The sequence below is a fragment of the Streptomyces sp. CAI-85 genome, assembly GCF_013363615.1.
Taxonomy (GTDB): Bacteria; Actinomycetota; Actinomycetes; order Streptomycetales; family Streptomycetaceae; genus Streptomyces; species Streptomyces antibioticus_B.
Genome location: NZ_JAANNX010000089.1, coordinates 1 through 15,191, shown reverse-complemented (window position 1 = coordinate 15,191; position 15,191 = coordinate 1). Strand labels below are relative to the sequence as shown.

The window sequence follows — 15,191 nt, the reverse complement described above, 5'->3', positions numbered from 1 at the left end:
CGAGATGACCGACGAGGTCGGCGCGCTCGTCCTGCGCAACAACTACGCGCAGAACACCGCGATCGCCAACGCCCTCGCCCAGTCCAAGGACATGCTCCACGCCCAGCAGCGCTTCATGCGCCACCTGGTCCGCGAGGGGCACTTGGACCGCGCGCTGGAGTTCCTGCCCACCGACCGCCAGATCCGCGAGCGGCTCGGCGCCGGGCACGGCCTCACCAGCCCGGAGACGGCCGTGCTGATGGCGTACACCAAGATCACCGTGTCGGACGAGCTGCTCCAGACCTCGCTGCCCGACGACCCCTACCTGCGCGGTCTGCTGGACGCGTACTTCCCGACGGCGCTGCGCGAGCGGTTCCCCGAGCAGATCGACAGCCACCCGCTGCGCCGTGAGATCACCACGACCGTGCTGGTCAACGACACGGTCAACACGGGCGGTACGACGTATCTGCACCGGCTGCGCGAGGAGACCGGCGCCTCGCTGGAGGAGATCGTGCGGGCGCAGACCGCGGCCCGGGCGATCTTCCGCTCGGCGCCCGTGTGGGACGCGGTGGAGGGCCTGGACAACCAGGTCGAGGCGGAGGTGCAGACCCGGATCCGGCTGCACTCGCGGCGGCTCGTCGAGCGCGGCACGCGCTGGCTGCTGAACAACCGGCCGCAGCCGCTGGAGCTGGCCGAGACGGTCGACTTCTTCGCCGAGCGCGTCGGACAGGTCTGGTCGCAGCTCACCAAGCTGCTGCGGGGCGCGGACCTGGAGTGGTGGCAGAAGATCTACGACGAGCTGACCGGCGCCGGGGTGCCGGACGAGCTGGCCACCCGGGTGGCCGGGTTCTCCTCGGCGTTCCCGGCGCTGGACATCGTCTCGGTGGCCGACCGCACGGGCAAGGACCCGCTGGACGTCGCCGAGGTCTACTACGACCTCGCCGACCGGCTGCACATCACCCAGCTCATGGACCGCATCATCGAGCTGCCCCGCTCGGACCGCTGGCAGTCCATGGCCCGCGCCTCCATCCGTGAGGACCTGTACGCGGCGCACGCGGCGCTGACGGCGGACGTCCTGTCCGTCGGCAACGGCACCTCGACGCCCGAGCAGCGGTTCAAGGCATGGGAGGAGAAGAACGCGGCGATCCTGAGCCGGGCGCGGACGACCCTGGAGGAGATCCAGGGCTCGGACGCCTTCGACCTGGCCAACCTGTCGGTGGCCATGCGCACGATGCGGACGCTGCTGAGGACGCACTCCTGACATCAGGACAGCGGTCGCGCTCCTGACGCCAGGACATGAGGGCGCCCCCCGAGTCACTCACTCGGGGGGCGCCCTTGCGCTGTGCCGCTCAGACGGCCGTCTTCGGCTTCGGGGCCGGCTTCCTGCGGGGCTTCCGGTCGCCGGTGAACGCCTCGTAGGCCGCCATGACCTCCTCGGTCGGGCCGTCCATCCGCAGTTCGCCGCGCTCCAGCCACAGCACCCGCTCGCAGGTCTCGCGGATGGAGCTGTTGCTGTGGCTGACCAGGAAGACGGTGCCGGCCTGCGCGCGCATCTCGCGGATCCGGTCCGCCGAGCGCCGGCGGAACTGCGCGTCACCGGTGGCGAGGGCCTCGTCGATGAGCAGCACGTCGTGGTCCTTGGCAGCGGCGATGGAGAACCGCAGCCGTGAGCCCATGCCGGAGGAGTAGGTGCGCATCGGCAGGGAGACGAAGTCGCCCTTGTCGTTGATCCCGGAGAAGTCGACGATCTGCTGGTGGCGTTCCTTGATCTGCTCCCGCGTCATGCCCATCGCGAGGCCGCCCAGATAGATGTTGCGCTCGCCGGTCAGATCGCCCATCAGGGCGGCGTTGACGCCGAGGAGGGAGGGCTGGCCGTCGGTGTAGATACGGCCGTTCTCCACCGGCAGCAGTCCGGCGACCGCCTTGAGCAGGGTCGACTTGCCGGAGCCGTTGGAGCCGATCAGGCCGATCGCCTCGCCCTTGTAGGCGACGAAGGAGACGTTGCGCACGGCGTGCACCAGCCGGGTGCCGGCCGCCTTCTCGGTCTTCTCGCGGCGCAGGATGCGGTTGAGGGCGGCGGTCGCGCTGCCCCGGCCGCCGCCGGTGCCGTTGACCCGGTAGACGATGTCGACGCCGTCGGCGATGACGGTGGGGGCGCGCTCGGTGAGCGGCGGGGTGTCGAAGATGTGGTCAGCCACGGCCGTACGTCTCCTCTGCCTTCCAGAAGTAGATGAAGCCGCCGACGCCGGCGAGCAGGGCCCAGCCCGTCGCGAGCGCCCACACGTGCGGCGGGAGCTGCGCGGCGTGGAAGCTGTCGATGAGCGCGAAGCGCATCAGGTCGATGTAGACGGCGGCCGGGTTGGCGCGCAGCACGTCCCCCACCCACGAGGGCAGTCCGGAGTGACCGGCGAGCACCTTGTCGAGGCTCCACATCACGCCCGACCCGTACATCCAGGTGCGCAGCACGAACGGCATGAGCTGGGCGATGTCCGGGGTCTGCGCCCCGGCCCGCGCCAGGATCATCGACATCCCGGCGTTGAAGGCGAACTGGAGCGTCAGGGCCGGGATCGCCAGCAGCCAGGACAGCGCGGGCGGGACGCCCATGACGACCACGATGACCAGCAGCGCGGCCATCGAGAACAGCAGTTGCTGGAGCTGCTGGAGGCAGTACGAGATCGGCAGCGCGGCGCGCGGGAAGTGCAGGGCGCGCACCAGGCCGATGTTGCCGGAGATCGCCCGGGTGCCCGCCAGGATCGAACTCTGGGTGAACGTCCACACGAACACGCCCGTGACCAGGAAGGGGATGTAGTCCGGGACGCCCTTCCTGGTCTGGAGGAGCACGCCGAAGATCAGGAAGTACACCGCCGCGTTCAGCAGCGGGGTCATCACCTGCCAGATCTGGCCCAGCTTCGCCTGGCTGTACTGCGAGGTGAGCTTGGCGGTGGCGAAAGCGGTGATGAAGTGGCGGCGCGCCCACAACTGGCGGAGGTAGTCCGGGAGGGAGGGGCGTGCGCCGCTGACGCTGAGGCCGTGCCGGGCGGCCAGGGCCGCGAGGTCGCCCGGGGGAGCGGCCACGGTGGGGGGCGGCGTGTCGAGTACCTGGCTCACATCCGCTGCTTTCACTCGGGTCTCACGCTTCTCTTGACGTTTTTCTTGACGTTCTCTTACGTCGGGACGGGACCGTATCGTCGTGACGCGAGCGTAGGCCGAGTTGACGTCGGAACGCAACCGTATCGTCGTAACGCCCTATGCTGGTCCGTATGACGACGAACACGACGGACGCCGACGGGAACCCGGCACGTCCGCGCCGCCGGGCACCCGCGGGCGCGGCCGTGCTCCGCGAGGACGTCACGGAGGCCATCCGGGCGGCCGTGTTCGAGGAACTCGCGGCCGTCGGCTACGCGCGCATGTCCATCGAGGGCATCGCCCGGCGCGCCGGTGTCGGCAAGACCGCCGTGTACCGGCGCTGGCGCTCCAAACTGCACCTCGTCCTGGACCTGGTCTCCGCGCTCGCCGTGCAGGGCCTCCCGGCCCCGGAGACCGGCGCCCTGGAGAGCGACCTGCGGATGCTGTACGAGCTGACCTCCCGGGCGCTGCGGCACCCCGTGGCCTCGCAGATCATCCCCGACCTCCAGGCCGAGGCGGCCCGCAATCCCGAGATCGCCGAGGCGCTCCAGAAGGCGCTGCGGGAGGGCCAGGAGGGCGTCGCCCTGAAGATCGTGGCGGCGGCCGAACAACGCGGCGAGGTCCGCATGGGCCTGGACGACGAACTGGCCCTCGACCTCATCTCCGGCCCCCTCTACTGGCGCTCGGTCGTCATCCGCAGCCCGAAACTCCCCAAGGGCTACCTGACGTCCCTGGCCCGCGCGACGGCAGCGGCGATCAAGGCACTGTGAGCGACGCCGGGGCGACGAGGTCAGCCGGACGCCAGCCGGACCGCCAGCCCGGTGAGGTCCGCCGTGCGCAGGACGCGGTCGCCGAAGCCCGGCAGGGGGACGTGCAGCACGGCCGTCCAGCGCGCCGGGATCGCGCCCGCCCCGTACACCGCCCCGGCGAGGCCGCCGGTGACCGCCGCGACGGTGTCCGTGTCGCCGCCCAGGTCGATCGCCGCGCGCACGGCGTCCTCGTAGGACGACGTCGTCCGCAGCGCCCAGACGGCGGAGCCCAGGCACGGCCAGACCGCGCCGTTGAACTCGGAGGCCAGGTCGGGATGCCAGTCGGGCGCCAGCACGGTCGCGTAGCGGGCGCGGTGCGCGGGATCGACCTCGGCGAGCGCCTCCGGCACCGCGGCCAGCGGATCGCCGCCGGTCAGGGCGGTCCTGACCAGCTCGTGGAAGACGGCCGTGCCCTCCCAGGCCGCACGGTCGCCGTGGGTGAGCGCGGCCAGCCCGCGCCCCGCGTCCAGCGTGGCGGCGCGGCCGTGCGGCGCGAAGCGGACGGCGGAGGTGGCGGCCCGCATCAACGCGCCGTTGCCCGCCGCCCGTTGGGACGTCTGGAAGTGCAGGGCCGCGGCCGTGTCCCAGGGGTCGCCGCCGGTCAGCACCGCCTCGGTCTGGAGACCGATGTCCTTCGGATCGGCCGCCGCCCAGCGCCGGAACCGCGCGAAGACGTCCGCCGGATCCAGGCCGCCGCACTCCAGCAGCGACTCCCCGACGAGGACGGCCATCTGCGTGTCGTCGGTCGCCTCGCCCGGGTCCCAGCCGCCGCCCCCGCACATCTCGCCGCCCTGCCCCGGGGCCGGGAAGCGGGCCGAGAAGGCGCCCTCGGGCCCGAACTCGAAGGGCGCGCCCAGCGCGTCCCCCACGGCGGAGCCGACGACACAGCCGACGGCACGGTCCAGGTCCACGGCCGGGCCGGACGGCCCGCTGTCCACGGTGGTCTCGGAGTCGGTCACCCGGGCAGCCTACGAGCCGCAGGCACGCGCGTGCCCACGACCGGACGCACAGCCACCGGCGCCCCTACGCCCGCGCCGCCTCCGGGTGGAGGCGGACCCAGCCCTCCCAGGCCGAGGTGATCATGTCCTGGACGTCGTAGCGGGCCTTCCAGCCCAGGCGGGTCGTGATGCGGTCGGCGGCGGCGACCACCCGGGCCGCGTCGCCGGGGCGGCGGGGGCTGACCGTGGGCGGGCGGTCGTAGCCGGTGACGGCGTTGACCCGGTCGACCATCTCCCGTACCGAGACGCCCTCGCCGCGCCCGATGTTGAGGGTGAGGTCGTGCCCCGGTGAGGTCTGGAGGGCGTGCGCGGCGGCCACATGGGCCTCCGCCAGGTCGACGACGTGGATGTAGTCGCGGACGCAGGTGCCGTCCGGGGTCGGATAGTCGTCGCCGAAGATGCGCGGCGAGGCGTTCTGCGTGAGCCGTTCGAACACCATCGGGACGAGGTTGAAGACGCCGACGTCCGCCAGCTCGGGGGCGGCTGCACCGGCCACGTTGAAGTAGCGCAGCGAGGCCGTGGACAGTCCCGTGGCCCGGCCGGTCGCCCGGACCAGCCACTCGCCCGCCAGCTTGGTCTCGCCGTAGGGCGACAGCGGCGCGCACGGGGTCTCCTCCGTGACCAGGTCCACGTCCGGCATGCCGTACACCGCGGCGGAGGAGGAGAACACGAAGGACGCCACCTCGGTCTCCGTCACCGCCTCCAGCAGGACTCTCAGCCCCTCCACGTTCTCCCGGTAGTAGTGCAGGGGCCGCTGCACCGACTCGCCGATCTGCTTCTTCGCCGCCAGATGGACCACCCCGGTCACCGCGTGCTCGGCGAGCGTGCGCGCCACCCGCTCCCGGTCCAGGGTGGAGCCCCGCACCAGCGGCACATCGGCCGGGACGCGCTCGGCGATGCCCGTGGACAGATCGTCGTAGACGACGGTCCGCTCGCCCGCCTCGGTCATCGCCCGTACGACATGCGCCCCGATGTAGCCGGCACCGCCCGTGATCAGCCAGGTCATCCCGTGACCTCCCCCTAGTCCGTCCGCCCGGTCCGTCCGTCGGCCGTGAAGGTGCGTTTGCACAGGGATCGTCCGTCATCATCTGTCATCGCCCGTGAGCGGACAATCACCCGCAAGAGAGCCGACTCACAGTGAAGCAGGCGCACGAGCCTCGCGCAGGGCCTGTGGACAACGCGCCGTCACCCGCAGCGAGGCTCCGCGGCCGCGTCGTCCTCCGGAGCCGCCCCGTCCAGCGCCGCGGTGAGCCGGTCGAGGCGCTCGCGCAGTTCGCCGATCTCCGCCGGGTCGAAGCCCGTCGCTGAAACGATCCGGCGCGGCACCGCGAGCGCCCGCTCGCGCAGGGCCTCGCCCGCCTCGGTCGGCCGGATCACCACCGAGCGCTCGTCGCGGGCGCTGCGCTCCCGGCTCACGAGACCGGCCGCCTCCAGCCGCTTCAGCAGCGGCGAGAGCGTGCCGGAGTCCAGGCGCAGATGCGCGCCGAGGGTCTTCACGGGCAGTTCGCCGTGCTCCCACAGCACCAGCATCACCAGGTACTGCGGATAGGTCAGCCCGAGGTCCTTGAGGATCACGCGGTAGACGCCGTTGAAGGCGCGGGACGCGGCGTGCAGGGAGAAGCAGATCTGGCGGTCCAGGTGGAGCCAGTCCTCGGTGGGCGGACCGAGGGCGGTGAGCGGGTCGGCGGTGCCGGGGCGGGGCGTGAGCGTCATGACCCCAGGATAGCTCCGGCGAGCCATTTAGTTGTGCACAACTGAATTGTGTGCTTCACTCTTTCTCGTGAGGCGGTCCGGACGCGGCAGCGCGAGGACCGGCCACCCCCCAACCGACTTTCCGAGAGGGATGGTTCATCCATGGACGCGCTCTACACCGCCGTCGCCACCGCCACCCACGGCCGTGAGGGCCGTGCCGTCACCAACGACGGCCGGATCGACCTCGCGCTCGCCATGCCCGTGGAGCTGGGCGGCAACGGTCAGGGCACCAACCCGGAGCAGTTGTTCGCCGCCGGGTACGCGGCCTGCTTCGGCAGCGCCCTCGGTCTGGTCGGCCGGCAGGCGAAGGCCGACGTCAGCGAGGCCGCCGTCACCGCCGAGGTCGGCATAGGCAAGCAGGGCGAGGGCTTCGGGCTGAAGGTGACGCTCCGCGTCGAGCTGCCCGACACCCTCGACGAGGCCACCGGGCGCAAGCTGGTCGAGGCCGCCCACCAGGTCTGCCCCTACTCCAACGCCACCCGCGGCAACATCGAGGTCGACCTCGTCATCGAGTAACCCCCGACCCCGTCATCGGGGAACCCACAGCGGGGCCTCGGCGGAGGTCTCATCCGACCCGCGCCAGCACCTCACCGGTCCGCCGGCTCCACGCCACCACCACGGCCTCCTCGGGCACCGGGTGCCAGCGCGTGAGCAGCAGCCAGCGGATGTGGTGACGGCGGGCGATCGCCGTCCGTGCGGCGCGGGTCGACCCCGGGGCGAGATAGGCGCGGATCTCCGCGAGCCGCCGCAGTCGCTCCCCCTCGTCGAGCGCCGCGTCCGGCCAGGCCGGTACCGCGAGGTTCGGCCCGTACCCGGCGATCGCGTGCACCGCGTAGTACCCGTCGGTGATCACCACCTCGCCCGGCCGGATGTGCCGCGCCGCCCAGTCGTACGACGGCCAGCGCGGCGGCTGCTCGAAGCCCACCGGATCCAGGGAGCGCGGCACCACCGCGCCCGCCTGCACGGTCAGCAGGCCCAGACACGCCCCGCCCGCCGCCAGCGCCCCCAGCGCCTTGCGGGCCCGCGGCCAGGGCCGGGGCGCCGCCAGTTCCACCGCCAGCGCGAACTGCGCCGGGATCAGGGACATCCCCAGGATCCGCCCGTAGGTGTAGTGGCCGCCGGCATAGCCGTACCCGACCACCAGGACGTCCAGGACGCACATCAGCACCAGCGGGTCGCGCGCCGAGCGCCGGGCCCGCGCCCACAGCGCCGGCACCCCCAGCAGCGCCAGCCAGAAATGCCCGGCCAGACCGTCGTAGAGCCGTCGGTGCATCGCGTCGATGCTGCCGTCCCCGGCCAGCGCGAACACGTCGAAGTACGGCCAGGACCAGGCCACCAGCAGGGCCGCCGCGCCCGTCGTCGCCCACCGGCCGAGCACCGCCGCCCACCGGCCCCGCCCCCGCTGCCACCCGAGGACGAGGGCGAGCCCCCCGGTCAGGGCTGCCACCGCGGTGATCGGATGCACCAGCAGGATCACGCCGTACAGCGCTCCGAGCCCCGCGAACCCGGTGAAGCCGCGCAGTCCGCTCGGGCCCACGAACCGCACCCGGCGGGTGTCCCGCGCGCGGGCGCCGGTCAGGGCCCACGCCCAGAAGGTGAGCCCGATGGCGAAGGTGGACGGATAGCCGAGGTTGCCGGTCATCGACATCAGGCCCAGATAGCCGCTCCACCAGGCCCGCTCGGTGCCCCACAGCAGCGTCATCGCGGCCAGCGCCAGCACCGGCGCCCACGGACGCGGCGTCAGCACCCGCACGAACCGGCCGACGCCGGTCAGCAGCACCAGCAGGTTCACCGGCCCCGCGAGCCGGACGATCTCCCAGCCGGTCAGCCCGGTCAGCCGGGCGAACGCGCCCTCGGCCACCGCGTAGGGGGAGTAGTAGGGGCTGCCCGCGCCCGGCAGGTTCGCCATCGGGTGCAGCGGCCGGAGCAGACGGTCCGTCAGCCGCTCCACGACCGCCGCGTGCTGCCCGGCGTCGCAGCACAGCGGCACCCGCCAGTACGCCAGCGACATCACCAGCCAGAACAGGAACCCGAAGACCTGGTACGGGGTCGGCCGCCAGGAACGGCCGCGCAGGGCCGTCGCGCCGCGCACCTCCTGCCGGGTCAGTACACCGGCGCTCACAGGACCGCACCACGGAAACAGCCGAACGGGGCAATAAGGAACATAACGGGCAGCATTCGCCGTATCGTCCCACCCGCGTCAACGGCCTTGCCGTCGGTCACCTCATCGAGTGAGCCCGATCGGCCGCGTCCTGCGCCGGAAGCACCACCGGTCCGCGCCCCCGGAGCACCGGCTCCAGCAGCAGCGGCACCCCGAGCACCGGCAGCAGCCAGGCCAGCACGATCAGCCGTCCGCCCCAGATGTTGATGTCCGGATGCCCGGCCTGGGTGAGGATCCCCGTGCCCGCGGCCGCCACCAGGAACACCCCGAACGCGCGCCGCCGCCCCCGCCCGAGCGCCCCCCACGCCCCGGCCGCCAGCGCCGCCACGAACAGCGGCTCCCACAACTGCCGGCGCAGCCACTCGACCCAGAAGTTCATCTGGAGCCGCCAGAACTCCGGCCACGCGTGCGTGCGGTCCGGCCGGGCGAAGTGATGGGTCAGCAGATCCTGGAGGCTCTCGGACTCCGACGGATAGCCCAGCAGCCGCGACAGCAGCACCGTCCCCAGCACCCCGCAGGCCCCCGCGACGGCCACCGCCACCGGACCGCGCCCCACCGCCCGCCCGCAGCGCCGCCGCCACAGGGCGACCAGCGCGCCCGCGCCCGCCAGGCACAGGCCGAGGAACAGCGCCTGCGAGTGCTTGACGGCGAACAGCGCGGCCAGCGAACCGCCCACCAGCCACACCGCCGCCCGCACCCGCCCCTCCTCCAGCGCCAGCGCGCACCCCCACAGCGCGGCCAGCGTCAGCGCCAGCATCAGCCCCTCGGTCATCGGCCGCATCGCGGTCGTCCCGCACGGCAGCACGAAGTACAGGGCCTGCCCCGTCAGACACAGCGGGACCGGCACCCGCAGCGTGCGCAGGACCAGGAAGACCAGCACCCCGCCCGCCACCGTCACCACGACCCCGGCCAGCCACATCCCCCACGTCACGCCGAACAGCGTGACGAACGGCACCAGGAACACCGGATAGCCCGGCCGCGCCTCGAAGATCCGCATGAACCGCTCCGGCATGAACGGCACCGTGTGCCCGCCGGTCTGGCCCGCCCGCAGCCGCGCGTCCACGTTCCGCCACTCCCGGGCCCGGCACTCGGCCAGCACCCGCGCCGACGGATCGGCCCGGTGGAAGCGCACCACGTCCACGCTCTGCCGCCGCGCGGCGATCGAGGCGCTCCCGGCACACGCGTAGTCGATGGTCGCGGCCGCCGCCTCCCGCTTGCCGTCCCCGCGCAGACTCAGCGCGTACGACAGGTAGTTCTTGGTGTCCGGGGTGTCCCGGCCGGTCACGTTCGCGAGCTGGAGCAGCGCGAACACGGCGGCCAGCACCAGCACCCAGGCCCCCGGCCGCGCCAGGGCGCCCGACAGCCGGACCCGCGCGAGGCCGCTCATGTGGAGGCGAGCAGGTCGCGTGCCGTCGCGGGACCCGGCACCGCCGCCGCGATCCCCTCCCCGAGGTCACCGGAGCCCTCGCCCAGCAGCAGCCGCCGTACGACCCGCTCGGCGGCCCGGCCGTCGTCGTAGGCGCAGAACCGCTCGCGGAACGCGGCCCGCAGCCGGGCGGAGTCCTCGTCGCGCCAACTGCCCGACGCCAGCAGCCAGGCCAGCTCGCGGGAGGAGCGCGAGACATGGCCCGGCGGCTCGGCGGTGATGTCGAAGTAGGTACCCCGGCTCGCCCGGTACGCCGCCCAGTCGTCGGCGTGCACCACGATCGGCCGGTCCAGGTTGGCGTAGTCGAACATCAGGGCCGAGTAGTCGGTGACCAGCACGTCGGAGGCGAGCATCACCTCCTCGACGTGCGGTACGTCGGTGGCGTCGATCAGCACCCCGCGCCGGTGCAGCTCCGACAGGCCCGCCCCGCGCGCGGGCCCGGCCGCCAGCGACGGATGCAGCCGTACGACCAGCGTGTGGCCCTCGCCGAGGTCGGCGGCCAGCCGCGCCAGGTCGATCCGGTCGACGTGCCCGCCCCGCACGTACTCGCGGCGGGTCGGCGCGTACAGCACCACGGTGTGGCCCTCCGGGACGCCCAGCCGGGCGCGCGCCGCCGCCGTGGCCGCCGCGTCCGCCCGCACCAGGACGTCGTTGCGCGGGCTGCCCGTGCGCGCCGACGCGAAATGGCACGGATAGGCCCGCTCCCACACCAGCTCCGAGTGCGGGTTGGCGACCAGGCTGTGGTCCCAGCGGTCGGCACGCCGCAGCATCTGCGGCACGTCCACCCCGAACCGGCCGCCGGGCCGCTGGAGCAGATCGGCCGCCATGTACTTCAGCGGGGTGCCCTGGTGGGTGTGGATGTGGACGCTGCCGGGCCGTTTGGCCAGCGAGCCCGGCCAGTTGACGTTGTTGACGAAGAAACCGGCCCGCGCGGTGATCCGCCGGTACGCGGGGGAGTCGAGCAGGACGTGCTCGACGCCGTCCGGGAGCAGCGCGGCCGTCTCCTCGTCCCGGACCACCCACACCCCGCGCAGCTCCGGGGCGATCTCCCGGGCCGCGCGGTAGACCGCGCCGGGGTCGCCGAGCACACCCCGGTGCGAGAACGCCGAGTACACCACGAGCCGCGGGTCCAGCGGCCGGCGCGCGTGCACCGCGTCCGCGGCCCGGCGCGCCCGTCCGCCGGCCGCCCCGCGCAGCAGCGCGCCGCGCCGGGCGAGTTCCCGTCCGGCCCGCCCGGCCTGCCGCCGCACCCGGTAGGCCGCCCAACCGCCCGTCAGCGCCCGCAGTTCGGCGGGCACCGGCTCCCCGGCGGGCCGGTGCGCGCGGAACATCTCGACCGTGCGGCGGAAGAACTCGCCCTTGTCGGACGGCGGCAGCCGGTCCGGCTTGGCGAGGATGTCCAGACAGTGTTCGCCCATCTTGCGGTGCAGATATGGCCGCCAGCTGGCCAGTTCGGGGCGGTCGTCGACGAACGCGAACACGCGCGTGTACTGGTCGTGGATGTCGAAGTGCTTACGGCTGGTGGTGGACAGGATGTTGCCCTGCCGGCGCTGGCGGTAGTTGAGGCAGATCCGGTCGAGCGTGGCGATCCGCCGCGCGCTCAGCATGACCGGGAACGTCCACGGGGTGTCCTCGTAGTAGCCCGGCGGGAACGCGAAGCCGTTCTCCTCGACGAAGTCCCGGCGGTAGACCTTGTTCCACACGACCATCAGCAGATCGAGGATCTCGGGGTGCTCGGCGGCCGTGAACGGGTCCGCGCCGACGTCGGTCAGCAGGTGCGCGAGCGCGTTGCGGCGGGTGCCGCCCCACCAGTAGGTGCGCGCGTAGTCGAAGACCAGCACGTCCGGCCCGTCGGCCTCGGCCAGCCGGTCGGCGATCGCCCGCAGCGCGCCCGGGGTGAGCGTGTCGTCGCTGTCCAGGAAGAACAGATAGTCGCCGGTGGCGAGCGGCATCCCCGCGTTGCGGGCCCGGCCGAGGCCGACGTTCTCCGGCAGGTGCAGCACCCGGACGCGCTCGTCGCGGGCCGCGAACTCGTCGAGGATCGCGCCGCAGCCGTCGGGCGAGCGGTCGTCGACGGCGATCACCTCGAAGTCCCGGTAGGACTGGCCGAGGAGCGAGTCGAGACACTCGCGCAGGAAGCCCTGCACCTTGAAGCAGGGCACGATGATGCTGAAGCGGGGCACTGCGGGGTTCAGCTCCTTACGAGGGTGGAGGCGGCGGGGGCCGGGACGCGTTCGGCGAGTGGCCGCACGGGCGGCAGCGCCTCCGGGGGTTCGCCGAGCAGCACCCGGCGCACCACGCGCTCGGCGGCCCGTCCGTCGTCGAACTGGCAGAACCGCTCCCGGAACGCGGCCCGCAGCTCCCGGGAGGCGGCCGCGGCGTAGGAGCCGTCGGCGAAGATCCGCGCCAGCTCCCCGGGGGTGCGGGCGACCGGGCCCGGCGGGGCGGCCATCAGGTCGAAGTACACGCCGCGGGTCTCGGTGTAGACGTCCCAGTCGTCGGCGTACACCACGATCGGGCGGTCCAGGTTGGCGTAGTCGAACATGATCGACGAGTAGTCGGTGATCAGCGCATCTGCGGCCAGACAGACGTCCTCGGAGGAGCGGTGCGCGGTGACGTCGATGATCCGGCCGCTGCCGCGCCGGGTCCCCCGGTCGTAGAAGTAGTGCGCCCGCAGCAGGACGACGACGTCCTCGCCGGCCGCCTCGCAGAAGGCGTCCAGGTCGAGGCCGGACTCGAAGCCGGTCGTCCAGTCGCGGTGGGTCGGCGCGTACAGCACCGCCGTCTTCCCCTCGGGCACGCCCAGCTCCCGGCGGATCCGGGCCACGTCGTCGGCGGTCGCCGTGTAGAAGACGTCGTTGCGCGGATAGCCGTACTCCAGATGCTCGTAGCGGCCGGGGAAGGCGCGCTCCCACATCTGGGTGGAGTGGGTGTTGGAGGACAGGTTGTAGTCCCACCGGTCCACCCGGCCCAGGAGTTTGGTGAAGGAGCCGGTCGCGGCGGCCACCACCGGGTACGTCGACTGGTCCACGCCCATCTTCTTCAGCGGGGTGCCGTGCTGGGTCTGCACATGCACACTGCCCTCCCGTTTCACCACGCCCTCCGCGAAGTTGGCGTTGTTGATCAGGTAGGCGGCGCGGGCCAGCACCTGCCAGGCGCGGCGGCTGCCGAGCACGGCGTGGTCGACACCGTCCGGCAGGGTGTGCTCCTGGCCGGGCTCGACGAGGAACACCGACCGGATGTGCGGGGCGAGTTCGGCGGCGCGGGCGTGGATCGCCGCCGGGCTGCACGCGTAACCGCGCCCCCAGTAGGCGCAGTACACGGCGAGCGACGGGTCCAGCGGTCGGCGCAGTTGACGCCGGTAGTACAGCCGGGTGCGCAGCCCCCGGGGGCGCGGGATCCGCTCGACGGCCGCCGACGCCGACCGGTTGGCGCCGCGCAGCGCCCGGAACGCCGTGTACGCGCCCGCCGCGAGCAGCCGGTGCTGCACCCCGAGACTCCCGCCCGGCCTGCGGAAACCCGCCGGGCGGTGCGTGCGGTACAGCCGGGCCGCCCGCCGGAAGAACGCCCGCCGCGTCCGCCCCGGCAGCCGGGCCGGATGCGCGGCCGTCTTCAGGACGAGGGCGAAGAGCTGCTCGAACAGCGCCCCCGACCGGGCGGCGGACAGCTCCCGTTCGGCCGCCCGCACCATCAACTCCTCGACTCTGTCCAGGAGTTCGGTGTGGTGCACGCCGGGCCGGTTCAGCCGGCCGCCCTGCCGCCGCAGCAGATGCCGTACGACGACCGTGCGCGCCACCGTGACCCGGGAGGCGTGCAGGGCGGCCAGACCGCCGAAGCCCAGGTCGGTGAAGTGGCCGTCGGGAAAGGTCAGTTCGTGCTCGGTGAGGAAGGCGCGGCGGTAGGCGGCGCTCCAGGCGGGAAGCTGGACGCCGGTCAGTTCCGGTGCCTCCAGCGGGGAGAACGCGCCCTTCGGCGCCCTCGCCAGCAGCGGGGCGGCGGGGTTGGTGGGCTCGCCCTCCCACCACGGGACGCGCTCGTGCTCGAAGTGCAGCACGTCGACGTCGCCGGTGGCGGTCAGCCGGGCGTCCAGGGCGGTCAGGGCGCCCGGTGCGAGCAGGTCGTCGCCGTCGAGGAACAGCAGGTAGGCGCCGGTCGCCGCCTGCAGGCCGGTGGTGCGCGCCCCGGCCAGGCCCGCCGACGGCGGCGAGTGCACGGGCCGGACCCGCGCGTCCCGGCCGGCGTACCCGGCGGCCACGGCGGCGGCCGGGGTGTCGGGCGCGTCGGTGACCGGGATCAGCTCGAAGTCGCCGAAGGACTGGGCGAGGACGGAGTCCAGCGCCAGGGACAGCCGGCCCGCGACCCCATGGGACGGGACGATGATGCTGAAGCGGGGCATACTGCTCTTTCTCTGTCTGTGCTCGTGACCTGTGCTCATGACCGGTGCTCACGGCCGGTGCTCGCGGCCCGTACCGCCGCTGTTCACCGGCGGGGGACAACTCCCGGTAGGGCAAACGGCGTTCAGAGGCTGTCGGTGACGGGGAACGAGCCGGAAGGCTGCGGGACCGTGGTGACGGGCGAGCGGCCGGAGCCCGCCGCCGACGGCACCGGGCGCCGCTCGGCCAGGGGCACCACCGCGGGCGGTTCGGTCTCGCCCAGCACCACCCGGCGCACCACCCGCTCCGCGGCCCGCCCGTCGTCCCAGGGGCAGAACCGCTCACGGAACACCGTGCGCAGCCGGGCCGAGAGCGAGCCCTGCCAGTGCCCGGTGGCGAACACGTCGATCAGTTCGTCCTCGGTGCGCACCATCACGCCCGGCGGGCAGGACGCCAGGTCGAAACAGGTGCCGCGGGCCGCCTCGTACGCCTCCCGGTCGTCACGGTGGATCACGATCGGGCGGTCCAGGTTGGCGTAGTCGAACATGATCGACGAGTAGTCGGTGA

At 73.1% G+C, this 15,191-nt stretch carries 12 protein-coding genes and 1 pseudogene; 3 read left to right on the top strand and 10 right to left on the bottom strand.

Annotated features, from left to right (window positions below; all coding sequences use genetic code 11):
* Positions 1-1,240, top strand: a pseudogene (locus G6W55_RS34925) (NAD-glutamate dehydrogenase domain-containing protein); the annotation flags it as partial.
* Between the two features lie 88 nt (positions 1,241-1,328).
* On the opposite strand, the gene G6W55_RS34920 reads toward G6W55_RS34925, so the two are convergent.
* Both G6W55_RS34920 and G6W55_RS34915 read right to left on the bottom strand, forming a co-directional pair.
* Positions 1,329-2,177 (bottom strand): ABC transporter ATP-binding protein, encoded by an 849-nt coding sequence (locus G6W55_RS34920; RefSeq protein ID WP_309243875.1) that lies wholly within the window; start codon positions 2,175-2,177, stop codon positions 1,329-1,331.
* Positions 2,170-3,087 (bottom strand): ABC transporter permease, encoded by a 918-nt coding sequence (locus G6W55_RS34915; protein ID WP_175524663.1) that lies wholly within the window; start codon positions 3,085-3,087, stop codon positions 2,170-2,172. Before G6W55_RS34915 ends, G6W55_RS34920 begins: the two co-directional genes overlap by 8 nt.
* A gap of 140 nt (positions 3,088-3,227) precedes the next feature.
* Between G6W55_RS34915 and G6W55_RS34910 the strand changes: the two genes are divergently transcribed.
* Complete coding sequence (locus G6W55_RS34910) at positions 3,228-3,875, top strand: TetR/AcrR family transcriptional regulator (RefSeq protein ID WP_175524662.1); 648 nt, start codon at positions 3,228-3,230, stop codon at positions 3,873-3,875.
* A 20-nt stretch (positions 3,876-3,895) separates the two neighbouring features.
* On the opposite strand, the gene G6W55_RS34905 is transcribed toward G6W55_RS34910, so the two are convergent.
* From G6W55_RS34905 to G6W55_RS34895, 3 genes are all read right to left on the bottom strand, one after another.
* The gene (locus G6W55_RS34905) at positions 3,896-4,873 is read right to left on the bottom strand and encodes an ADP-ribosylglycohydrolase family protein (protein ID WP_375372500.1); all 978 of its coding nucleotides are present in this window, start codon (positions 4,871-4,873) and stop codon (positions 3,896-3,898) included.
* A gap of 64 nt (positions 4,874-4,937) precedes the next feature.
* Positions 4,938-5,918, bottom strand: coding sequence for a UDP-glucose 4-epimerase GalE (gene galE, locus G6W55_RS34900; RefSeq protein ID WP_175524661.1), 981 nt, complete (start codon positions 5,916-5,918; stop codon positions 4,938-4,940).
* A 179-nt stretch (positions 5,919-6,097) separates the two neighbouring features.
* Positions 6,098-6,625, bottom strand: a complete 528-nt coding sequence (locus G6W55_RS34895) for a MarR family winged helix-turn-helix transcriptional regulator (RefSeq protein ID WP_175524660.1) — start codon at positions 6,623-6,625, stop codon at positions 6,098-6,100.
* A 141-nt stretch (positions 6,626-6,766) separates the two neighbouring features.
* Between G6W55_RS34895 and G6W55_RS34890 the strand changes: the two genes are divergently transcribed.
* Entirely contained in the window at positions 6,767-7,180 is a 414-nt protein-coding gene (locus tag G6W55_RS34890) for an organic hydroperoxide resistance protein (protein WP_030780462.1), read from the top strand.
* Between the two features lie 49 nt (positions 7,181-7,229).
* Here G6W55_RS34890 and G6W55_RS34885 read toward each other — a convergent pair whose 3' ends face one another.
* The 5 genes from G6W55_RS34885 to G6W55_RS34865 form a co-directional block, all read right to left on the bottom strand.
* Positions 7,230-8,786, bottom strand: coding sequence for a hypothetical protein (locus G6W55_RS34885; protein WP_175524659.1), 1,557 nt, complete (start codon positions 8,784-8,786; stop codon positions 7,230-7,232).
* A 97-nt stretch (positions 8,787-8,883) separates the two neighbouring features.
* Positions 8,884-10,212 carry a hypothetical protein gene (locus tag G6W55_RS34880; protein ID WP_175524658.1) on the bottom strand — a complete coding sequence of 443 codons (1,329 nt, stop codon included), beginning with the start codon at positions 10,210-10,212 and terminating at the stop codon, positions 8,884-8,886.
* The gene (locus G6W55_RS34875; RefSeq protein WP_175524657.1) at positions 10,209-12,434 is read right to left on the bottom strand and encodes a bifunctional glycosyltransferase/CDP-glycerol:glycerophosphate glycerophosphotransferase; all 2,226 of its coding nucleotides are present in this window, start codon (positions 12,432-12,434) and stop codon (positions 10,209-10,211) included. The genes G6W55_RS34880 and G6W55_RS34875 overlap by 4 nt, the downstream gene beginning before the upstream one ends.
* Positions 12,435-12,442: 8 nt before the next feature.
* Positions 12,443-14,647: a bifunctional glycosyltransferase/CDP-glycerol:glycerophosphate glycerophosphotransferase gene (locus tag G6W55_RS34870; RefSeq protein ID WP_175524656.1), complete on the bottom strand. Its 2,205-nt coding sequence runs from the start codon at positions 14,645-14,647 to the stop codon at positions 12,443-12,445.
* A 122-nt stretch (positions 14,648-14,769) separates the two neighbouring features.
* The coding region (locus G6W55_RS34865; protein WP_175524655.1) for a CDP-glycerol glycerophosphotransferase family protein at positions 14,770-15,191 on the bottom strand (422 nt) is incomplete at its 5' end.

Excerpts from the sequence above, each read along its gene's own strand:
- G6W55_RS34910 (WP_175524662.1), top strand. The coding sequence starts at position 3,228 with ATGCTGGTCCGTATGACGACGAACACGACGGACGCCGACGGGAACCCG.
- galE (WP_175524661.1), bottom strand. The coding sequence starts at position 5,918 with ATGACCTGGCTGATCACGGGCGGTGCCGGCTACATCGGGGCGCATGTC.
- G6W55_RS34895 (WP_175524660.1), bottom strand. The coding sequence starts at position 6,625 with ATGACGCTCACGCCCCGCCCCGGCACCGCCGACCCGCTCACCGCCCTC.
- G6W55_RS34890 (WP_030780462.1), top strand. The coding sequence starts at position 6,767 with ATGGACGCGCTCTACACCGCCGTCGCCACCGCCACCCACGGCCGTGAG.
- G6W55_RS34880 (WP_175524658.1), bottom strand. The coding sequence starts at position 10,212 with ATGAGCGGCCTCGCGCGGGTCCGGCTGTCGGGCGCCCTGGCGCGGCCG.
- G6W55_RS34870 (WP_175524656.1), bottom strand. The coding sequence starts at position 14,647 with ATGCCCCGCTTCAGCATCATCGTCCCGTCCCATGGGGTCGCGGGCCGG.